The organism is Mesorhizobium sp. WSM4821 (assembly GCF_055901555.1).
This window is the reverse complement of the sequence record NZ_CM148371.1, coordinates 6592344-6612850: the sequence shown is the minus strand read 5'-3', so window position 1 is coordinate 6612850 and position 20507 is coordinate 6592344. Positions and strand designations below refer to the sequence as shown.

The 20507-nt window shown below is 63.0% G+C and carries 22 protein-coding genes and 1 pseudogene; 15 read left to right on the top strand and 8 right to left on the bottom strand.

Annotation, left to right across the window (positions count from 1 at the left end; all coding sequences use genetic code 11):
* Nucleotides 1–7 precede the first annotated feature (7 nt).
* The 3 genes and pseudogenes from AC0NID_RS32340 to AC0NID_RS32330 all read right to left on the bottom strand — a co-directional run bounded on the left by AC0NID_RS32340 (nucleotide 8) and on the right by AC0NID_RS32330 (nucleotide 2569).
* A pseudogene (locus AC0NID_RS32340) lies at nucleotides 8–323 on the bottom strand (DUF488 domain-containing protein).
* Nucleotides 314–1570, bottom strand: coding sequence for an aminopeptidase (locus AC0NID_RS32335; protein ID WP_473454274.1), 1257 nt, complete (start codon nucleotides 1568–1570; stop codon nucleotides 314–316). The pseudogene AC0NID_RS32340 and the gene AC0NID_RS32335 overlap by 10 nt, the downstream one beginning before the upstream one ends.
* A gap of 84 nt (nucleotides 1571–1654) precedes the next feature.
* On the bottom strand, nucleotides 1655–2569 hold the full coding sequence (locus AC0NID_RS32330; protein ID WP_473454273.1) for a LysR substrate-binding domain-containing protein: 915 nt from the start codon (nucleotides 2567–2569) through the stop codon (nucleotides 1655–1657).
* A 97-nt stretch (nucleotides 2570–2666) separates the two neighbouring features.
* Between AC0NID_RS32330 and AC0NID_RS32325 the strand changes: the two genes are divergently transcribed.
* The 3 genes from AC0NID_RS32325 to sbmA all read left to right on the top strand — a co-directional run bounded on the left by AC0NID_RS32325 (nucleotide 2667) and on the right by sbmA (nucleotide 5566).
* Nucleotides 2667–2876, top strand: coding sequence for a hypothetical protein (locus AC0NID_RS32325; RefSeq protein WP_473454272.1), 210 nt, complete (start codon nucleotides 2667–2669; stop codon nucleotides 2874–2876).
* A 147-nt stretch (nucleotides 2877–3023) separates the two neighbouring features.
* Nucleotides 3024–4184 (top strand): YbfB/YjiJ family MFS transporter, encoded by a 1161-nt coding sequence (locus tag AC0NID_RS32320; protein ID WP_473454271.1) that lies wholly within the window; start codon nucleotides 3024–3026, stop codon nucleotides 4182–4184.
* 122 nt (nucleotides 4185–4306) lie between these two features.
* Complete coding sequence (gene sbmA, locus AC0NID_RS32315; RefSeq protein ID WP_473454270.1) at nucleotides 4307–5566, top strand: peptide antibiotic transporter SbmA; 1260 nt, start codon at nucleotides 4307–4309, stop codon at nucleotides 5564–5566.
* 27 nt (nucleotides 5567–5593) lie between these two features.
* On the opposite strand, the gene AC0NID_RS32310 is transcribed toward sbmA, so the two are convergent.
* Complete coding sequence (locus AC0NID_RS32310; protein WP_473522247.1) at nucleotides 5594–6598, bottom strand: polysaccharide deacetylase family protein; 1005 nt, start codon at nucleotides 6596–6598, stop codon at nucleotides 5594–5596.
* Between the two features lie 190 nt (nucleotides 6599–6788).
* Here AC0NID_RS32310 and AC0NID_RS32305 point away from each other — a divergent pair, with 190 nt between their 5' ends.
* From AC0NID_RS32305 to AC0NID_RS32270, 8 genes are all read left to right on the top strand, one after another.
* Nucleotides 6789–7454, top strand: a complete 666-nt coding sequence (locus AC0NID_RS32305; protein WP_473454269.1) for a tetratricopeptide repeat protein — start codon at nucleotides 6789–6791, stop codon at nucleotides 7452–7454.
* Between the two features lie 51 nt (nucleotides 7455–7505).
* The gene (der, locus tag AC0NID_RS32300; RefSeq protein WP_473454268.1) at nucleotides 7506–8939 is read left to right on the top strand and encodes a ribosome biogenesis GTPase Der; all 1434 of its coding nucleotides are present in this window, start codon (nucleotides 7506–7508) and stop codon (nucleotides 8937–8939) included.
* A 346-nt stretch (nucleotides 8940–9285) separates the two neighbouring features.
* Nucleotides 9286–10452, top strand: coding sequence for a cell wall hydrolase (locus tag AC0NID_RS32295; protein ID WP_473454402.1), 1167 nt, complete (start codon nucleotides 9286–9288; stop codon nucleotides 10450–10452).
* Nucleotides 10453–10694: 242 nt separating this feature from the next.
* Complete coding sequence (locus AC0NID_RS32290; protein WP_126039582.1) at nucleotides 10695–11093, top strand: AtpZ/AtpI family protein; 399 nt, start codon at nucleotides 10695–10697, stop codon at nucleotides 11091–11093.
* A 70-nt stretch (nucleotides 11094–11163) separates the two neighbouring features.
* Nucleotides 11164–11922 carry a F0F1 ATP synthase subunit A gene (locus AC0NID_RS32285; protein WP_473454267.1) on the top strand — a complete coding sequence of 253 codons (759 nt, stop codon included), beginning with the start codon at nucleotides 11164–11166 and terminating at the stop codon, nucleotides 11920–11922.
* A 79-nt stretch (nucleotides 11923–12001) separates the two neighbouring features.
* On the top strand, nucleotides 12002–12226 hold the full coding sequence (locus AC0NID_RS32280) for a F0F1 ATP synthase subunit C (protein ID WP_056103679.1): 225 nt from the start codon (nucleotides 12002–12004) through the stop codon (nucleotides 12224–12226).
* Between the two features lie 77 nt (nucleotides 12227–12303).
* A complete protein-coding gene (locus tag AC0NID_RS32275) occupies nucleotides 12304–12903 on the top strand; it encodes a F0F1 ATP synthase subunit B (protein ID WP_473454266.1) in 600 nt (199 codons plus the stop codon).
* Nucleotides 12904–12913: 10 nt separating this feature from the next.
* Nucleotides 12914–13405 carry a F0F1 ATP synthase subunit B gene (locus AC0NID_RS32270; RefSeq protein WP_473454265.1) on the top strand — a complete coding sequence of 164 codons (492 nt, stop codon included), beginning with the start codon at nucleotides 12914–12916 and terminating at the stop codon, nucleotides 13403–13405.
* Nucleotides 13406–13608: 203 nt separating this feature from the next.
* Here AC0NID_RS32270 and AC0NID_RS32265 read toward each other — a convergent pair whose 3' ends face one another.
* Both AC0NID_RS32265 and AC0NID_RS32260 read right to left on the bottom strand, forming a co-directional pair.
* Nucleotides 13609–14328 (bottom strand): ribonuclease HII, encoded by a 720-nt coding sequence (locus AC0NID_RS32265; RefSeq protein ID WP_473454264.1) that lies wholly within the window; start codon nucleotides 14326–14328, stop codon nucleotides 13609–13611.
* 155 nt (nucleotides 14329–14483) lie between these two features.
* Nucleotides 14484–15638: a PA0069 family radical SAM protein gene (locus AC0NID_RS32260; RefSeq protein ID WP_473454263.1), complete on the bottom strand. Its 1155-nt coding sequence runs from the start codon at nucleotides 15636–15638 to the stop codon at nucleotides 14484–14486.
* A gap of 150 nt (nucleotides 15639–15788) precedes the next feature.
* Here AC0NID_RS32260 and AC0NID_RS32255 point away from each other — a divergent pair, with 150 nt between their 5' ends.
* The 4 genes from AC0NID_RS32255 to AC0NID_RS32240 all read left to right on the top strand — a co-directional run bounded on the left by AC0NID_RS32255 (nucleotide 15789) and on the right by AC0NID_RS32240 (nucleotide 18992).
* Nucleotides 15789–16295 (top strand): glycosyltransferase, encoded by a 507-nt coding sequence (locus AC0NID_RS32255; protein ID WP_473454262.1) that lies wholly within the window; start codon nucleotides 15789–15791, stop codon nucleotides 16293–16295.
* A gap of 202 nt (nucleotides 16296–16497) precedes the next feature.
* A complete protein-coding gene (locus AC0NID_RS32250; RefSeq protein ID WP_473454261.1) occupies nucleotides 16498–17433 on the top strand; it encodes a cyclase family protein in 936 nt (311 codons plus the stop codon).
* Between the two features lie 28 nt (nucleotides 17434–17461).
* Nucleotides 17462–17758 carry an MBL fold metallo-hydrolase gene (locus tag AC0NID_RS32245; RefSeq protein WP_473454260.1) on the top strand — a complete coding sequence of 99 codons (297 nt, stop codon included), beginning with the start codon at nucleotides 17462–17464 and terminating at the stop codon, nucleotides 17756–17758.
* Between the two features lie 259 nt (nucleotides 17759–18017).
* A complete protein-coding gene (locus AC0NID_RS32240) occupies nucleotides 18018–18992 on the top strand; it encodes a phytanoyl-CoA dioxygenase family protein (protein ID WP_473454259.1) in 975 nt (324 codons plus the stop codon).
* 54 nt (nucleotides 18993–19046) lie between these two features.
* On the opposite strand, the gene moaB is transcribed toward AC0NID_RS32240, so the two are convergent.
* Both moaB and AC0NID_RS32230 read right to left on the bottom strand, forming a co-directional pair.
* Nucleotides 19047–19601, bottom strand: coding sequence for a molybdenum cofactor biosynthesis protein B (gene moaB, locus AC0NID_RS32235; protein WP_473454258.1), 555 nt, complete (start codon nucleotides 19599–19601; stop codon nucleotides 19047–19049).
* Complete coding sequence (locus AC0NID_RS32230; RefSeq protein WP_473454257.1) at nucleotides 19588–20490, bottom strand: 4-(cytidine 5'-diphospho)-2-C-methyl-D-erythritol kinase; 903 nt, start codon at nucleotides 20488–20490, stop codon at nucleotides 19588–19590. The genes moaB and AC0NID_RS32230 overlap by 14 nt, the downstream gene beginning before the upstream one ends.
* Between the last annotated feature and the right edge of the window lie 17 nt (nucleotides 20491–20507).

Sequence of the window (20507 nt, the reverse complement as noted above, 5' to 3'; positions counted from 1 at the left end):
CGCCGCCTCAGCTCGTTTCGCGCAGATAGTCAGCCAAAGCCACCGCGTTGTTGTGCATCTCGTCATGGGCGCCGTAGAGCAGTCACCCGGCCTTTGCCCAGCAGGGCGCGCAATTGCGCGACGACCTCGCCAGTCCGGTCGAGCTCGTCGCGGTATCGCCGCTGGAATTGCGCCCAGCGCGCCGGCTCATGGCCGAACCATTTGCGCAATTCATCGCTTGGCGCGATGTCCTTCAGCCAGAGCGTCAGCGCGGCATCTGCCTTGCGGAGCCCACGCGGGCGAAGGCCATGGGACCTCGTGACGCGCGTTCCTGTCAGGCCCATTCGCCCTTGCGCATAACCGGCACGCGGCTGCCGTCCTTGCCGAGCCCGTCTATGTCGATCTTGTCCGAACCGATCATCCAGTCGATATGGATGAAGCTCTTGTTGCCGCCGCGCGCCGCGATTTCCTCCTGGCTGAGCGAGGCGCCGTCGACAAAACACTTCGAGTAGCATTGGCCGAGCGCGATGTGGCAAGCGGCGTTCTCGTCGAACAGCGTGTTGAAGAACAGCAGGCCGCTCTTCGAGATCGGCGAGGAATGCGGTACCAGCGCGACCTCGCCGAGACGGCGCGAGCCTTCATCGGTGTCCAGCACTTTCTTGAGCACGTCCTCGCCGCGGCTGGCCTTGGCTTCGACGATGCGGCCAGCCTCGAAACGCACGGCAATGCCGTCGATCAGCGTGCCTTGGTAGGACAGCGGCTTGGTGCTCGAAACATGCCCTTCGACGCGCCTCGCATGCGGCGTGGTGAAAACCTCCTCGGTCGGGATGTTGGGATTGCAGGTGATGCCGTTCCTGGCGGTCGAGGCACCGCCCATCCACTCATGGCCGTCGGCCAGACCGACGGTCAGGTCGGTGCCCGGTCCGGTGAAATGCAGCGCATGGAAATCATGGCCGTTCAGCCAGTCGGTGCGGCTGCGCAACGCTGCATTATGCGCCGTCCAGTTGCCGATCGGGTCGTCCACGTCCACCCGTGAGGCGGCAAAGATGGCGTCGGCGAGTTTCGCCACGGCGACGTCATTGCTATCGTCAGGAAATACTTGGCTGGCCCAGGCATGATCGGGATAGGCGACGATGTTCCAGTTGATGTCGAAACCGGTGATCTTTTCCAGCGCCGGCTGGTAGGCGATCGAGTTCGCTTTGTTGGCACGCGCCACCTTGGCCGGATCCTGCGCCGACAGCAGCGACGGGTCCTCGCCGCGCACGGCCAGCCGCGCCGCATTGTTGGCGAAGGCCTTCGCCATGCCCTCGTAGAGCCAGCCGGCTGCGTGGTCGAAGCTGGCGTCCGCCCCGTAGCGGAAGCGCGCCAGCGTGATTTCGTCGTCGTTGAAGATCGGCGTCACCAGGCCGGCGCCCGCTCTGTAGGCGTGCTCGACGATCCGTCGCGTCAACGGCAGCGCCGCTATCGACGATGTCAGCACCAGGTCCTGCCCCGGTTGCAACTGCAGCCCGACCTTGATGGCGACCTCAGCCAGCCTGTCGAGCTTCACCGGGTCGATCGTTGCGGAAACGCCGCGCGAATGTGTGGTCATGATCCTGCCTGTCGCTATGTGGGAGTCTGGTTCCTACATAGACCCGCACTGCTCTTCTTTCCACCGCGATTGCACGGGGCAGGCTCAGTCGGCGCTGGCGAGCGACCCGAATTGCGCCATCGTCGCTGCTATTTCTTCGCGGATCCAGATCTTGAAATCCCTGACCTTGCGGCTTTCGCTCTTGGCGGCGGAGGTCACCAGCCAATAGCCGAGCCCGCTCTGGGCACGGATGCCGAAAGGCGCAACAAGGCGGCCATCGGCCAGCGCGTCGGCGGCCAGCAATTGCCAGCCGAGCATGACTCCATGACCGGCAATTGCCGATTCCAGGCACAGCATCGGGTCGGTGAAGCGCGCCCCCTTGAGGAAGGTGACCGGCTCTGCCCCGGCGGCCCCGAACCAGCTTTCCCAACTGATCATCGCCCGTTCGTCGGTGATTGCGCAGGTCAAAGCGAGGTCCTCGATCGATTTCAGCTTGTTGGCGATCACCGGGGCGCAGACCGGGAAGACCTCCTGCGCCAACAGCAGTTCGGCGCGCCCGCTCGGCCATTTGCCGTCGCCAAGCCGGATCGCGATGTCGATGTCCGAGCGATCGAGATCGGCAATCCGCACCGAGGCGTCGATGCGCAAAAGCACATTCGGATGCCGGGCGAAGTGACGTGACAGTCTCGGCAGCAGCCACTTCGAGGCGAAAGCCGGCGCCACCGAGACCACCAATGTGCATTGAGAGGCCTCGTCGGCGAGTGCCACGGCTTGCGCAAGCTCGCGGAAACCTGCCCCGAGCCGCGCGGTGAAGACGGCGCCGAATTCGGTCGGCACGAGACCGCTTGCCGTTCGTTCGAACAGCGCCTGGCCAAGTTGCTGTTCTGTCCGCTTGACCTGCTGGCTGACGGCGCTGGCGGACACGTTGAGTTCGCTCGCCGCAGCCGAAAGCGATCCCAGGCGGGCGACGGTTTCCACGGCGCGCAGGCCGTTGAGGTGCACACGGTTCAGCATGGTCATATAGTTTTTCTAAACCGACAGGGTTGAAATCTCAATTGAAACACAGGGCGGGACGGCCGATTTTAGGGGAGACAAGCAGGCCTCCGGAGGAAATACGATGAAGATTTTATCATTGCTCAGGGTCTTTTCCGTTGCCGGCACGCGGCAAAGCTCGCCTGACAGCGAAACCGTCAGATGGGTGATCGACCCGCTGTCGCATCCTGTGCTCGACACCATGTCGGAGCGCGAACTCGGCGACGTGCCGTTCAGGCTGACGGCCCGGCGCACTGCCTACGAGACGGCTACGGTGCCGGTGGGTTGCGGTTGAAGGGTGCTGAAACGGCGGTAGCGGGCCGTCGCCCTCTGCTGCCGTTGGGGGCAGGCGGGTGCCTGGTTGCCGACAACCGCTGCGAGCCGTTCTGGCCCAACACAAGCGGGATTGTTTGACAGGCTCGTGCACTTATTGTGCACCGCAATGAAAGCCGCTTCGCCATCCCCATTGCGTCTCGCCTTCGCCGGCATGGCCGCCCTGGCTGTCGCCATGGGCATCGGTCGTTTCGTCTATACGCCGATCCTGCCTGGCATGATGGAAGAGCTCGGCCTGTCGGCGGCGGATGCCGGCTGGATCGCATCCGCCAACTATTTCGGCTATCTCGTTGGCGCGTTTGCAGCGGTTGGCGGCTGGGCGCACGGCCGCGAGCGCCCGCTGATGCTGGCCGGTCTTGCCGCCACCGCAGTCCTCACCGGGGTGATGGGCCTTGCCGGTACCATGGCGGCCTTTCTCGTCATTCGGTTTCTTGCCGGTCTGGCCAGCGCGTTCGTCTTGGTCTTCATGTCCAGCATCGTTTTCGGCCATCTCGCCCAAGCCGGCCGAAACGACCTCCAGGCCCTGCATTTCGGCGGCGTCGGCCTCGGCATAGCAGTGTCCTCGGCGCTGATGGCGATCCTTGTGACGGGACATGCCGGCTGGGCGGCGGGCTGGTTCTGGTCCGCCGCGATCTCAGCATGCGCCTTTGTCGTCGTGGCGCTGCTGGTCGGCAGCACCGCGACCGCCAACGGCGCCGACGGTCGCGAACCGGCGCTGCCGAAGGACCGCTCGCTGATGAAGATCATCGTCGCTTATGGCCTGTTTGGCTTCGGCTACATCGTGACGGCGACGTTTCTGATCGCCATCGTCCGGCAGGGCGGCGGCGGGCGCGTCTTCGAGGCAGTGGTCTGGATGGTCACCGGGCTTGCCGGGATTCCTTCAGTCTGGCTGTGGCAGAAGATCGCTGCAAGGATCGGCCTGTATGCGGCTTATGCTTTAGGGTGTCTCGTCGAAGTGGCCGGCGTCACCGCGAGCGTCGCCATGGGCGGACACATTGGGCCGCTGCTCGGCGGGTTTCTGCTTGGCGGAACCTTCATCGCCATCACCGCGCTCGGCCTGCAGACCGGAAGGCAGCTTGTCCCGCGAGCGCCACGCCGGGTCTTGGCGCTGATGACGGCTTCCTTCGGCCTCGGTCAGATCATCGGTCCGATCGTTGCCGGTTTGCTTGCGCAAGCTTCGGGCGACTTCTTCCTCGCGTCGATCGTGGCCGCCGCCGTTCTGCTCGTCTCCGGCGCGATCATCTGGTCGGCTGCGCCAAAATCGCCATGATTGTGGTCTTGCTCGGTGCCGGGCATCGCGCACCGGCCATTTTCATTCCGATCGATGTGTGACCTTATGCCCGCTGAACAGCAACGCCGCTGATTTGCGCATCGACCGAGGATTTCCCCACCGTGTTTGTATCCTTCTTCCCGCAGCCGAAGTTGTTCTTCACTTCGGCCGCTGTCTGGAGCCTTGCCGGAATTCTGTTCTGGTTCTTTGGTGGGGAACAGCTCGGCGCCCTGGTCGGTCTGCCCCCGGCAGCGCCTGATGTCCCTCCGGTCCTCGGAATGGCGATTTTCTGGACCAAGCCGTTTATCTGGTTCTATATCTATTTTGGTTTTATGGTTGGTGCTTTCTACGCCTTCTGGCGCTTTTATTCACCTCACCCGTGGCAGGACTGGTCGATCCTCGGTTCGGCGCTCATCCTGTTTTCTACATATCTGAATGTGCAGATTTATGTCGCGCTGAATACTTGGCGCGGACCCTTCTTCGATCTCTTCCAGAAGGCGATTACGACAGCCGGCTCGGTGACCGCCGGCGAACTCTATTCGATGTTCTGGATCTACGCTTGGATTGGCGCTTCGGGCATGGCCTTGTTCGTCGTCACCCGGTTCTTCGTCAGCCACTATATCTTCCGCTGGCGCACGGCCATGAATGATTACTACATGACGCACTGGCAGAGGTTGCGGCACATCGAAGGCGCCTCTCAGCGCGTGCAAGAGGACACGATGCGGTTCTCCACTACGATGGAGGGCCTTGGTGTATCGCTCGTTGACTCCGTCATGACGTTGATTGCTTTCTTGCCATTGCTCGCGCAACTCTCCAGCCATGTAAAAGTCTTGCCCCTCGTCGGCGAAATTCCCTATTCTCTGGTTATAGCCGCTGTCAGCTGGTCGATCTTCGGTACGTTTCTTCTCATGGCTGCTGGCGTAAAATTGCCGGGGTTGGAGTTCAAGAATCAGCGAGTCGAGGCGGCCTACCGCAAAGAACTCGTATACGGCGAAGACGATGCGGCGCGCGCAGCGCCGCCGACCGTGGCGGAACTGTTTTCACATGTCCGACGCAACTACTTCACCCTGTATTTCCACTACGCCTACTTCAATATCGTCCGATCCGGCTATCTGCAGGCAGATGCCATCTTCTCCAGCTTGATCCTCATTCCCACGATTGCTGCTGGAACTATTACGCTGGGCATATGGCAGCAGATTTCCACCGCTTTCGGTCAGGTCAGTTCCTCATTTCAGTATCTGGTCAATGCCTGGCCAACGATCGTTGAGCTGCTCTCCATCCACAAACGCCTGCGCGCCTTCGAGGCGACGCTCGATGGCGAGCCGCTGCCCGAAATCGACCAGCACTATCTCGAACGTCAAGGCGCTGAGGACCTGGCCTGAGCTTTGGAAACAAAGGACGTGGGCGGCTCAGCCGCCCACCGACGCCTGCTTTTCGTCGGTACGTTGGCGCGAAACATAGTCGCGATAGCTGATGCACTCGACTTCGGGCTTGGCGCAGACCTCGCCGGCAAAGCGCTCCAGCGCATCCCAGTAGGCGCCGTCATTCATCAGCGTGAAATGGAAGCCGAACTCCAGCGGAATGCGATTCCCCTGGTATTGGGTATCGAAGGCGGCGCGAAAGGCGTCATAAGTCCGGTTGGCGAACTCGGCCGCCTTGCTCGGCCGCTCGAAGCCGCCGGAGTGCCTGACAAAGAGATTGTAGTCCATGGCGATCACCGGTCGTGATCTTGGACCTTCCGGAATCTGCGGCAGCGAAAAGCGCGTGATGCCGTTGCCGGCCGGTGGCAGGGCAGGGCCGCGCGACACACCGCTTGCGTCGAACAGGAAGCCTGCCTTTGCCAGCGCCCTGTAGAGCGCCTCGTTTGCCGACAGATAGGGCGCGCGAAAGCCCACCACCTTGTGGGCGATGTCGCGCCAGCCCGCGGGTTCGGGGGCAATGGCGTTGATCGAATAGGCGTTCTCGAGAATATGCGAGAACGAGCCAAACTCGCTCAGCCAGTCGGCCTTGCTCCAGTCCTTGCCGTCGAAATGGCCGCAGCCATGGCTGCCGATGTCGTGCCCTTCCGAGGCGGCGAACCGGATCTGTTCAAGCCGCTCGGTGACCTCGTGTTTCGAGGCGGCAAAGCCGATATTGGATTTGCCCGGTGTCTGGCCGGGCGCCGTGTATTCCTTGCGCGTTTCCGGCGAGAGCAGGAAGACGCAGGACACGAAATAGGTGAAATGCGCGCCGGTGCGCTCGGCCAGCGCCCGGCTGCGCTTCCACTGCGAAATGTCGCGGCCGCTGTCGAACGAGATGATGACCGCCTGCTTCGGCTTCTTCGGCGCCGGCGCTGCCGGCGGATCGGCGAAAACCGTGCCGGCTGCGGCAAGCGAGGCAAGAGAAAACGCAACAACGCGGGACAAACGAGGCATCGGCATCCGGTCTGTATTTAGCAATGGCCGGCACCGGCTATCGGCGAAATGTGGCGTGGGTGCGGTCGCCTCCGGCGGCCACCTGCCACCGATTAGCCGATTTTCCTGCCGGACCCCTTCCATGCCGACAAAATTTCGCTAAAACGCGGGCTCATGTACCGCCCCGCCGGGGCAGGAATGGTTTTTATCCATGTCGGACGACAGTTTTATCCGCGAAGTCAACGAAGAGATGCGTCGCGATCAGGCGCATGCGCTGTGGGACCGTTTCGGTCCGTTCTTGCTTGGGCTCGCAGTGCTGGTGGTGGTCGCAACCGCCGCTTTCGTCGGTTATCGCTATTGGGACGAGACCCGCGCCAATCGCTCTGGCGATGCCTTCTCGCAGGCGCTGAAGCTTGCCAATGACGGCAAGAGCGACGAAGCGCTGACGGCCCTCGCTGCACTGGAGAAGGATGGCTACGGCGCCTATCCGCTGCTCGCCCGTATGCGCGCGGCAACCGTCAAGGCGGACAAGGGCGACGTCGACGCTGCCGTCAAGGACTTCGACGAGGTCGCCGCCGACACGGATATTCCCGCCGGTCTTCGCGACATGGCGCGCCTCCGGGCGGCACTGCTGCTCGTCGATCACGGTTCCTTCGCCGATGTCTCCAGCCGTGTCGAGGCGCTCACCGCCGACACCAACACGCTGCGCCACACGGCGCGCGAGGCGCTCGCCCTTGCCGCCTGGAGGGAAGGCAAGGCGACGGACGCGCTGAAACTGTTCGACCAGATCGCCTCGGATGACGGCGCCCCGCGCAACGCGCGCGAGCGGGCGACGTTGATGTCCGAGCTGATCCGTGGGTCGGGCAGCGCGTCGTAGTGCATGTCGCCCAAAAGTGCGAAGCGGTTTTGGGATAGATGGTAGAGCTGCATGACATTCAAAGTCGCCATCATCGGCCGGCCTAACGTCGGCAAATCGACCCTTTTCAATCGTCTGGTGGGAAGGAAGCTGGCGCTTGTCGACGACACGCCGGGCGTGACCCGCGACCGTCGCGTGCATGCCGCCAAGCTCTACGATCTGCATTTCGACGTCATCGACACCGCCGGCTTCGAAGATGCTGCCGCTTCGACGCTTCCCGGCCGCATGCGCGCCCAGACCGAGATCGCCATCCGCGAAGCCGACCTGATCTTCTTCACCATCGATGCCAAGTCCGGGCTGATGCCCGACGACAAGACCTTCGCCGAGATCGTTCGCAAGTCGGGCAAGCCGGTTGTCGTCGTCGCCAACAAGGCCGAGGCGCGCGGCGCCCAGGGCGGCATGCTGGAGGCCTGGGAGCTCGGCCTTGGCGAGCCGATCCCGGTCTCGGCCGAACATGGCCAGGGCCTGCCCGATTTGCGCGATGCTGTGATCGCAGCACTTGGCGAGGCGCGCGCCTTCGGCGAGGATGAAGAGGATACTGACGAGGAGATCGCCGCCAGCGAGGTGCTGATCGGCGAGGACGTCACCGATCCGGACGCCGAGCCGAGCTACGACGACACCAAGCCGATGCGCATCGCCGTCGTCGGCCGCCCGAACGCCGGCAAGTCGACGCTGATCAACGCGCTGATCGGCGAGGAGCGGCTCCTGACCGGGCCGGAAGCCGGCATCACCCGTGACTCCATCTCAGTCGACTGGGACTGGCATGGCCGCCGCCTCAAACTATTCGACACCGCCGGCATGCGCCGCAAGGCCAGGATTCACGAAAAGCTGGAAGTCATGTCGGTGCAGGACGGTTTGCGCGCCATCCGCTTTGCCGAGATCGTCATCATCGTGCTCGACGCGACAATTCCCTTCGAGAAGCAGGATCTGCAGATCGCCGATTTGATCATCCGCGAGGGCCGCGCTCCGGTGATCGCCTTCAACAAATGGGATCTGATCGACCACCCCCAGGAACTCCTGGCGGAACTGCGCGAGAAGACCGAGCGGCTTCTTCCCCAGGCGCGTGGCTTGCAGGCGGTGCCTGTTTCGGCCGAAACCGGGCGCGGTCTCGACAAGCTGATGGACGCCGTCATCAGGACGCACAAAGTGTGGAACAGCCGCGTCTCGACAGGCAAGCTCAACCGCTGGCTGGAAGGCATCCTGGCGCATCATCCGCCGCCCGCCGTGGCGGGGCGCCGGCTGAAGATCAAATATATCACGCAGGCCAAGACGCGGCCGCCGGGCTTCGTCGTGTCCTGCTCACGGCCGGACGCGATGCCGCAATCCTATGTCCGCTATCTCTCCAACAGTCTTCGCGAAGCCTTCGACATGCCAGGCGTGCCGATCCGCATCGCCTTGCGCACCTCGGAAAATCCGTTCGCCAGCAGGGCGAAAAAACGACGCTGAGCACCGGCACCACTCTGGTCGTGGACGGGTGTCTGGCTGGCGGCGGCCTTTTTGCACGCCGATCGCCTGGCCGATCTTCCTTCGGCCCGAACATGACCGCAAAAGCGCCTGACTCCGGATCGACAGCGAAAACACGATCGAACTTGTTAACGCCCCATCAAGGTTAATGCATCATCGTGCCTCTCCAGTGGGGTCCGTTGCGTTTCTGGAGAGTTCCGTGCATCGACGTGTCATGAAGCGGCTGATTGCCGCCGCCGGTGAGAAAAAAAGTTCGCTCCTGTCTCCGTCAATTGTTGGTCTGTGCGCCCGGGTCGGCTTTCCCAAGAGTTCCGCGCATCGACGTATTTTGACGCAGCTCGCCGCCGCCGGTGAGAAAGGACGTTCGCTCGTCTCTCCTCTGGTCATTGGGCTTGGCATCTGGGTCGGCTTTCCCTCCGTCATCGCCTACCAGGACATGGGAAGCCTGGTCTCGGGCCTCAAAGCGCCGAACGCACGCTGGAACGCCTATGTAGAAAAATCCGTGGCCGGCTCGGTCCATGCCGCCGAAATGCCTTTCCTTGATTCCGACACCACCGGTTCGATCTCGGGTTCCGGCGTTCGGCTGCCCGGCATCGGCGCCGTCTCGTTTCGCGGCAAGGGCAGCGTGGCCAGCGCGACGCCCGACGAAGACCGCATCATGCGTGCCGACAAGAAAGGCCGCATCATCATGGTCTCGCCGGTCGCGCCACCGAAGAACTTCAATGCCGGCTCGATCTTCGAGCGCACCTCATCGCTGCTTCGCCCGAGCATGGACGGCGCCCTGAAGATGGCTTTCGCCAAGCCCGAGATCAAAGGCAAGGAGATCCAGATTGCCGCCGCGTTTCACGCGCGCGTCGACAAGAAGCCGGATCCCGGCGTGCCGGCCATGCTTGCCGCACTGGTCAACAACGACCGCCCCGACGTCCTGGCGACCGCCTACGCCCCGGCCGCGCCCGACTATGCGCAGGCCTCGCCCTTCGAGGCCTTGCTTCAGGACGAGAAGCCGAACGACGGCCGCTTCATTCCGCCGATGGCCAAGGGCGATCATTCGTGGATGCAGATTCCGTTGCCGGCGAGCGTCTTCTCCAAGAAGGAACAGGCTTGCCTCGCCAATGGCATCTACTTCGAGGCGCGCGGCGAGACCGTGCGCGGCCAGGCTGCCGTCGCCCAGGTCATCCTCAATCGCGTCCGCAATCCGGCCTATCCGAACTCGATCTGCGGCGTCGTCTACCAGAACGACAAGTGGTTCAACCGCTGCCAGTTTTCCTTCGCCTGCGACGGCAGGAAGAAGCGCATCCAGAACCCCGCCAACTACAGAATTGCCCAGGATGTCGCCATGGCCGTCACTGCCGGCAAGATCTTCATCCCGGAAGTGGGATCGTCGACCCATTACTACGCCAACTACGTCAATCCGGGCTGGGCGCGAACCATGAAAAAAATGACCAAGATCGGCCTGCATATCTTCTACCGCACCTATGGCGGCGGCTGGAGCTGAGCGCTCCGGCAAGGCCCCAGGCGCGGTCGATCGAAGACCCGTCGCCGGGGGGATTCGGCCGCGGCACGCCAAAGACGGTATCGGGCACGATGTCGCACCTTGGTAAGACATTGATTTTAAAGCGAAAAATACTTAAGGCTGAAGTTCCGCCCGTGGCTTGACGGGCGCGGACCCTCTAACTATGTTGCCGGCGACTTAAGAGCGGACGGACGGCGACGATCTGACCGGGCAAGGGGGTTGCGATGGCCGACATGAATGGGCCAGACGGAACCGGGGAAACCGGCCGCGGCAAACAGCGTCAAGCCGACATCCGCGACGACGATCTTGAGCGCCGCCGGCGTGACCTTGAAGCATCGCTTGCGACAAGGCGGCCGGACCGGCTCGAGGGGAAAGACGACGCGAAAGCGGGCAGTGCGGCCGGATATGGCCAGGCGCTCAAACTGTCCAGCGAGTTCATCGCCGGAATAGTGGTTGGCGTTGGCATCGGCTGGATCATCGACCGTCTGGCGGGGACTTCGCCATGGGGTCTGATCGTTTTCCTGCTGCTGGGTTTTGGCGCCGGCGTGCTCAACGTCCTGCGTTCCGCAGGGCTTATGGCAGAATTCGGACAGGGCGATAAAACGCGCGATCCGAAAGAATGAACTTGCGACCGCTCGGCGGTTGCAACGAACAGGACACTGAGGCCGCGTGCGGCTTTGATGGGGATTTAAAGTGGCTGCTGACAAGGTCGATCCGATCCACCAGTTCAACATCGTCAAGTTGATTCCAATCAACATCGGCGGCTACGATCTGTCCTTCACCAATTCGGCTCTTTTCATGGTCGCGACCGTCGCGGTCGCGTCGGCGTTCCTCTATCTCACCACCTCGAGCCGCAGCCTCGTTCCCACCCGTCTTCAGTCGATCTCGGAAATGGCCTACGAATTCGTCGGCAACATGCTTAGGGACGCAGCCGGAACCCAAGGCATGAAGTTCTTCCCCTTCGTGTTTTCGCTGTTCATGTTCGTGCTGGTTGCCAATCTGCTCGGTCTTTTCCCGTATTTCTTCACCGTCACCAGCCACATCATCGTCACCTTCGGCCTTGCCGCGCTGGTGATCGGAACCGTTATCGTCTACGGCTTCATGAAGCACGGCCTTGGTTTCCTTAAATTGTTCGTTCCGCATGGCGTGCCGGTTTACCTGCTGCCGCTGGTGGTACTGATCGAGGTGATCTCCTTCGTCTCGCGCCCGGTCAGCCTCTCGGTTCGTCTGTTCGCCAACATGCTGGCCGGGCACATCACGCTGAAGGTGTTCTCGGGCTTCGTGGTGAGCCTGAGCGCACTTGGCACGCTTGGCATTGCCGGAGCGGTCCTGCCACTGGCGATGGCCGTGGCGCTGACGGCGCTCGAACTGCTGGTCGCCTTCCTGCAGGCCTATGTCTTTGCCGTGCTGACCTGCATGTATCTGAACGACGCCCTGCACCCCGGGCACTGACCCAGGCTGACCCAAGAGTTTCCGGCATTGCTGCCGGATGGAATCGCAACGGAATTTTAGATCCAAAGGAGTTGAAAACATGGAAGCAGAAGCAGCAAAGTACATCGGCGCCGGCATCGCATGCCTCGGCATGGGTGGCGCCGGTATTGGCCTCGGCAACATCTTCGGCAGCTATCTGGCGGGCGCGCTGCGCAATCCGTCGGCCGCGGATGGCCAGTTCGGCCGCCTGATCTTCGGCTTCGCCGTGACTGAAGCGCTGGGCATCTTCTCCCTTCTCATCGCGCTTCTGGCCCTGTTCGGCTGAGCCCCTGATCGGCTAAAATTGGGAATTGGACGGGTTGGCCGCTATCCAGCGGCGGGCCTGATATCAGGGGATAGTCCATGTTCGTGACATCTGCCTTTGCGCAAGAGTCCGCGCCCGCCGTCGAAGGCGGCCATACCGTGACGGAAGGCGATACGCATTCCGAAACCGGCGTGCCCGCCGAGGGGCACGGCGTGTTCCCGCCTTTTGATCCGGCGACGTTTCCGTCGCAGATCGTGTGGCTGGCGATCACCTTCGGACTGTTCTATCTGTTCCTGAAGAAGGTGGTGATGCCGCGTGTCGGCGGCATCATCGACGTCCGCAACGACCGCATCACGCAGGACCTCGACCATGCCGCCAGGCTAAAGGGCGAGGCCGATGCCGCCGTTGCCGCCTATGAACAGGAACTGGCGGAAGCCAAGACCAAGGCCAATGCGATCGGCCAGCAGGCCAGCGATGCCGCCAAGGCGGAAGCCGAGGCCGCCCGCAAGACGGTCGAGGCCGCCCTCGATCAGAAGCTTGGCGAAGCCGAGGCGCGCATTTCGTCCATCAAGGCGACTGCCATGAAGGAAGTCGGCACGATCGCCGAGGACACCGCTTCGGCCATTGTCGAGGCGCTCGTCGGCGGCAAGGCCAGCAAGGCCGAGATCGCGGCAGCCGTCAAATCCGTGGCCCGGTGAGGAGCGCATCATGGACGCCACATCACTCGCAACGCTTTGGGCCACTGTTGCCCTCGTCATTTTTCTCGGCATTGCCGTCTATATCAAAGTGCCGCGGCTGATCGCCAAGGCGCTCGACGCGCGCGCCGACAAGATCAGCAACGAGCTTGAAGAAGCGCGCCGGCTGCGCGATGAGGCCCAGCAACTGCTCGGCCAATATCAGCGCAAGCGCAAGGAAGCCGAGCAGGAGGCTGCCGACATCGTCGCCGCCGCCAAACGCGAGGCCGATATGCTGGCCGCCGAGGCGCACAAGAAGACCGAGGACTACGTAGCCCGGCGCACCGCACTTGCCGAATTGAAGATCGGCCAGGCCGAGCGCGAGGCGATCGGCGAAGTGCGCGCCAGTGCCGTCGATATCGCCGTCGAAGCCGCCCGCACGCTGCTTGCCGGCAAGATCGACGCCAAGGCGGGTGCGGACCTGTTCAAGGCCTCGCTTCAGGACGTGAAGTCCAAGCTGAATTAAGCGGAGTCACAGCCGTTAAATCATCAAAGCCGCTGGGGAAATCCGGCGGCTTTTTTGTACGTGCGACGGCGGTCGAGCGCGTATTCCCCCCTTGAGGCCACATCAGGGGGAGATGGCCGGCAGGCCAGAGGGGTAGCCGCGTGAAGCGCCAACCTTTTCTTTCGTCCCACATGGCGTCGCGTCAGCCGAGGCGACATCTCCCCTCAAGCGGGAGGTTGGCGCTCGGCGAGATCCAAGCCCGCAAGGCTGTCCTCATCAGCCACCTCGGTGCCGCCGAGCCGGAATGGTGCGAAGGAGGCGCGGTGCAGCCGCGCTACCGGTCCATGCACCTCGATCGCCGCGCGGTGGCGGACTGTCGCGTAACCCATGTGGACCTCGAAACCATATTGTCCATGATGGCTGCCGCAGCCGCACATCATGCGGTCGCGCATTACCTTGGCCACGATCGAAGCGGCGGCGATCGACTGCGAGCGCTGGTCGCCCTTGATCAGCGCGCGGCCCGGGCAAGGCAGGCCTGGCGGCACGTCGCGGCCATCGGCGAGCGCCAGTTTCGGCTGCACCGGCAAGCCGACCAGCGCACGACGCATCGCCTCGAGGCTGGCCTTGAGGATATTGCTGTCATCGATGCCTTCCGCGCTGACCGAAGCCATCGACACACCAAGAGCGGATCCGAGGATTTTCAGGAACAGCGCCTCGCGCTGCAGATGGTTGAGGCGCTTGGAATCATCGAGACCGTCGGGAATGTTGGCGGGATCAAGCACCACCGCTGCCGCGACGACCGGTCCGGCAAGCGGGCCGCGGCCAGCCTCGTCCATTCCCGCAACCGGCCACAGACCCTCGGTCATCGCCTTCGTTTCGAAGGAGAAATCGGGTCTCTCGACGATTTCGAAGAGAAGCGGAGAATCAGAACGCGCGCGAGCCATGTTGCGGCGAGGTTCGCATCGGCTCCGATTCTCCGCAAGCCCCTCCGGGTCGGATGGGGCACCGGACCCGGAGGGCACCGTCTGCAAGCCCGGGGACAAGGCAGGCCGGACGGGATTTTTTCATGTGCCGCCGGCAATGGCGGCACATGATGTCTTCACAGCAGCATCAGTTGCTCGGTTGCCCTGGCCGAGGCGACGAACTGGTCTGTCCTGAGCGACCGCCGCTCGGCGTTGAGGCCAAGCCTTTTGGCGGCGATCTCGAAACGCCGGCCGATCTGCCAAGCATAGGGGCCGGAACCTTTCATGCGCTTGCCCCATTCCGAATCATAATCCTTGCCGTCGCGCATCGATCGGATCAGCGACATCACGTGACGGTAGCGGTCCGGATAATGGCGCAGCAGCCAATCCTTGAAGATCGGCGCGACCTCCAACGGCAGGCGCAGCACGACATAGCCGGCTTCGCGCGCTCCTGCCGCACGTGCCGAATCGAGGATGCGTTCCATCTCCTGATCGGTCAGGCCGGGGATGATCGGCGCGACCATGACCGAGGCCGGAATGCCGGCATCCGAAAGCTGCCTGATCGCCTCCAGCCGCTTGGTCGGCGTCGACGCGCGTGGCTCCATCGTTCTGGCCAACATCCGGTCGAGCGTCGTCACCGACAGCGCCACCTTGGCCAGCCCGCGTTCGGCCATGCGCGACAGGATGTCGACATCGCGCGTCACCAGTGCGGATTTGGTGACGATACCGACCGGGTGGCCGCGCGCCTCCAGCACTTCGAGTATCTCGCGCATGATCCGGTACTGTTTCTCGATCGGCTGATAGGGATCGGTGTTGGTGCCGATGGCGATGGTGCGCGGCTGGTAGCCGTCCTTCGACAGCTCCTTGTCGAGCAGCCGCGCCGCATCCGGCTTGGCGAACAGCTTCGATTCGAAATCCAGCCCTGGCGACAAACCCATGAAACTGTGCGTCGGCCGGGCGAAGCAATAGACGCAGCCATGCTCGCAGCCGCGATAGGGATTGATCGATCGATCGAAGGAAATGTCCGGGGATTCGTTACGGGTGATGATGGTGCGCGGCTTCTCGACCTGCACCTCGGTCTTGAAGGGCGGCAGTTCCTCCAGCGAATTCCAGCCATCGTCGAACACATGCCGGCTGACCGGTTCGAACCGGCCGGACGGGTTGATGCCGGCAGACCGGCCGCGATTGCGGTCCGGACGGATACGGACGCCGCTCTGCTCGATCATTGCATTGGCCATCTCGGCTCTTCCAGCCCCGAAGGCGGCAATGTCGGCACGTACGATCTGTTCCATTTTCGCCCTCTCCCACGGATTGTCGGTTGACTGTCGAATCGCTCTGCTCATGAAATTATTCCTATTTCGTGAAAGGGAACAAAGCAAGAACTTTTTATGGTGCGACGCAAAACTGGCGCTATGTCCGGCTTTCCGCTATTTCGGCAAACGATGCTCAGCGTTCTCATCCAGACCCTGAATGACGAAGAGAGACTTGCCCGCACGCTCGCCTCGCTGGTCGGCGGCGCCGTCGAGGGCGTGGTGCGCGACGTCGTCGTCTGCGACAATGGCTCGACCGACCAGACGCACCGCGTTGCCGAACATGCCGGCTGCCTTTACGTGGCCAGCGGCGGCATTGCCGCCGGCATCAGGCACGCCAGGGGCGATTGGCTGCTGCTGCTGGAGCCGGGTGCGCGGCTGGCGGAAGGCTGGATCGACGAGGTCGCCGTCCATACGGCCAGGCAAACCATGCCGGCGCGGTTCTCGCGGGCGCGCGGCAGCCGCCTGCCGTTCCTGTCGCGGGTGTTTTCGGGGAACCGGGCATTGGCCGAAGGGCTGCTGATCAGCAAGCGTCAGGCCGCGGCCTTGTCGAAAAACGCCCGCAGCGCCGAAGCCATCGCGCGCGGCCTTGCGACCAGGAGGCTCGATGCCGAGATCTGGGTGGCGCCGGCCAAGTGAGGTAGGTCGCGCACTGCGTGACGGCGGCTGACGCCGCGGCATGCCGGGCGGTCTTCATCGAGGCGTCACCGAGGCTGGAGGCGCGACCTAAGCGGCTGGCCTGGTGGAAGCCGTATTGGAGCGACCCTCCTGGGAGGAATGCATATGCTTGTCGTCCTGCGGGAAACTGGCGATACTCCGCGACATTTCGGGGAGATTGCAGATGAATATATCCAAGCTCGTTCGTATAGCCCTGCTCGGAGCCGCCTGGTCAGTGCCGGCGATCGCTTCGGCGCAGGAATCGTCGCTTTGGTCGGTTTATGAGAATACGCTCAAATCGGCCAAATATATCGATCTGACCCACGCCTTCGAGCCGGTGCAGCCCGTATGGCCGGGCTTCGCCAATGCCAAGTTTAAACCAACTGTCGCCGGTCAGGACATCGAGGGCTACGTCAAGGCCGGCGAGGAGTTCACCTACGACAAGCATGGCTTCGTCGCGACCGCCTACGAGTTGACGACGGACCAATATGGCACGCAGCTCGATCCGCCCTCCCACTGGAACCCGCTCGGCGCAACGATCAGCGACCTGCCGGCCACTTATGCCGTACGGCCGCTCGTCGTGATCGACATCAGCGGCAAGGTACAAACTGACGAAGGCTATCACCTCCAGGTCGCCGACATCGAAGAGTGGGAAAAGGAGCACGGCAGCATACCGGAAGGTTCGGTCGTCTTCGTGCGTTCGGATTGGTACAAGAAATGGTCCGACGCCGCCCGCTTCAACCAGAAGCCGTTTCCAGGCGTCAGTTTGGACGCGCTGAAGTTCCTGCATCTGGAGCGGAAGATTCTGTTCCACGGTCATGAGCCGCTCGACACCGACACCACGCCCAATCTCGAAGGCGAACATTGGCTGCTTCACAACGATTTCACGCAGGCGGAAGGCGTTGCAAACCTCGACAAGGTACCAGAGGCCGGGGCGCTGGTCACAATCGGCTTTGCCAAGCCGCTCGGCGGGTCAGGCGGATATGCGCGTTACATCGCTATTGCACCCGCCGACTGGACGGAGGGCGTTTCGGTTACCGAAGCGCCTGGTGCGCCGCTTTCCCGGCAAACCGCGCCGCTCAAACGCGACGAGAATGGCGTCTTCCGGCCGACGCCCTGAACGCCGGCGATATCCGGGCGGCCGGGCCATGGCGCGTCCGGCCATCTGCACCGGCTCGCATTACGGCGCCATCGGCCGGCTCGACATGCTCATGGTGCTTATCGACGGCGGCATGACGCTGTCGCTCGACCGGATGACCAAGATCACTGCGCGGCTCTCTTCCTCGATGATCCTGCCGATGCATCGCGATTCGACTCCGATCGCCGAATTCACAGGTAGGATGGGCGACCATTTCGCGGTGGAATTCCTCTCCGGCCGGTCGCTGACGGTCTCGCTGACGACGCTGCCCCACCGGCCGACGATCATCATCTTCGAAGGGGTTTGACCGCGAACTTTTCCGCCCGTGCCGATGACTGAGCGTCGCATGGCGGCCTCTTGAACATGCAAGAAACCTTCAGAGATCAAGAAGCTTCATGTTTCGTCAAGCACGTCAGAAATGTTTGTCGCAGACTCATTTTTGTGCATTGCACAATATCGGGCCTGGGGTTACCCTTCCTTCGAAGCGGCGGATGGGTTTGGGTAATGCCGGAACAGTCAGCGACCGACGCTTTTGTTGCTCCTGCCCCTCATAGCTGAGGATCCCGATGGCCTTTTCAAGCCCTGACAAATCCGGTGCTGCAAGCCTCGAGTCGATCGCTCGAAACGGCAGTCTGCTGCGTCGCATTGCCGTGCGGATTCCGACCTATCTGACGGACCTTCGCGAGAATCCGGCATGGCTGCCAATGTTCATGCTGGCGCGCACCATGCCGGCGCGGCGGTTGCATTGGCGTAGTGCAAAACCCGTTCCGCCGAAACAAAAAGCGCAGGAAACGATGTTCGCCGGCGTCGATTGTGATGCGGTGGTCCGCGCGCTCCGCTCGGAAGGCCTGTTTTCCGGGCTTGTTCTGCCGCCGTCGATCCACGAGGAGATCGCCAGCTTCGCGCAGCGCACACCGTGCTTCGGCAATTTCGATCGTCGCTTGGAGTTCCCACCGGCCAAGCATGCGGAGGCCGAGAAGCAATTCGGCCGCCCATTGCTCAGCGGGCACTTTTTCGAGCGGATCCTCGACTGCAATGCCGCGCTTGCCGTGCAGCGCGACCCGTTGCTTCTCGACATCGCCGCCCACTATCTCGGCAGCCAGGCGAAGCTGATCACCACCCGCGTCTGGTGGAGCTTTCCGACGAACGCGGTCTCAGACGCCGAGAAGAATCTGGCGTCGCTTGGCAAATACCATTTCGACCTCGACGATTGGCGGATGCTGAAATTCTTCTTCTATCTCAATCCGGTCGATGCCGAAACCGGTCCGCATGTCTATGTCAGGGGCAGCCACAACCGCCGCAGCCTCAAGCATCAGCTGACGCTTCTTGTCGGCCATCCGGCGGAAGAGGTCCTGGACGTCTACGGCGCGCAGAGCCCGGTCACGCTGACCGGCCAGGCGGGTTCGGGCTTTGTCGAGGATCCCTTCGGCTTTCACATGGGCACCGTGCCGACGCGCAAGCCGCGGCTGATGATGGAAGTCGGCTTCGGCGTTTCGCCGCCCTCGCGCCGGCGCTTCCATGGCGAGCCCGTCATCCGCTGACTTTTGGCGCTGGTTCTGGGAAAGCCCTGAAAACAGCCTTTCCCGGAAACCGGACTAACTTGCCTTGGTGCCGCGACGCAGATGCTCGTCCAGGCGCGGCATGATCTCGACGAAGTTGCAGGGCATGTGCCGGTAATCGAGCTGCGGCCTCAAAATGCCGTCCCAGGCGTCCTTGCAGGCGCCGGGCGAGCCCGGCAGCACGAAGACAAAGGTCGCGTTGACGACGCCGCCCGTCGCCCGGCTCTGGATCGTCGAGGTGCCGATCTTGTCGTATGAAATGCGGTGGAACACTTCGGAAAAGCCGTCCATGCGCTTTTCGAAGATCGGCTCCAGCGCCTCCGGCGTCACGTCGCGGCCGGTGAAGCCGGTGCCGCCGGTGGTGATGACGACATCGATCGTTTCGTCCCTCGACCAGCCCACAACCCTGTCGCGGATTTTTTCGCGGTCGTCGGTGACGATGTCGCGCGCAGCCAGGATATGGCCAGCCTCGACGATGCGCTCGGCCAGCGTCTGGCCCGATTTGTCGTCGGCGAGGCTGCGCGTATCGGAGACCGTCAGCACCGCGATGCGCACGGGGATGAAGGAGCGGCTCTCGTCAGTCCTGGCCATGTGCGTCAGTCTCCGATGTCATGCTTCGCGTCGCGGCGACGAACCAGTCGGGATGGCGGCTGCGGATATCGACGGCAGCGCGCTTGGCCACATTTCCGGTCTCGAACAGCCCGAAGCAGGTCGCGCCGGAACCGGACATCCGGGCAAACCCCGCTCCGGCCTTGTTGAGCACCGAAAGCGCCTTGCCGATGGCCGGCTGGATGGCGCGGGCCGCGGGCTCGAGATCGTTGCGGGTAATCTCCAGCCAATTGCGGATACTGTGGAAATCAAAGCTGCGCGGCAACGGCGGCAGCCCCTCATTGTCGCGATCGGAAAGCGCATTGAACACCTCGGCCGTGGAGACGGCGGTGCCCGGATTGACGAGCACCAGCCCAAGTGCCGGAAAGCCCGGCACGGTCGACAACTCGTCGCCAACGCCCCGCGCAATCAGCGGCTTTGCCGCGAGGCACATGGGAACGTCGGCGCCCAGCGAGAGGCCGATCCGCGCCAGTTCGGCGTCGTCGAGGTCCAGCCTCCATGTCTCAGCCAGCCCGCGCAGCACCGTCGCGGCGTCGCTCGACCCGCCGCCGACGCCGGAGGCGACCGGCAGGTTCTTTTCGAGTCTGATGGCCACCGGCGGCGTATGCCGCGGACCGGCTTGACTTCGCAGCGCGTCGCGCGCTTTCACGACCAGGTTGTTGCCGTCGAGCGGGATCGCGCAGGCGTATCGGCCCGACACGGAAAACCCGTCGCTGTCGGCGAGCTCGATCTCGACCCTGTCGCCGAAGCGCGTGAACACCGCCAGGCTCTCGATCATGTGATAGCCGTCGGCGCGCCTGCCGGTGACGTGCAGCGCGAGATTTATCTTGGCATGCGCGTGCAAAGCCCGGACCGTGGTGCCGGAATCCAATGTGTCAGTCGCGAGGG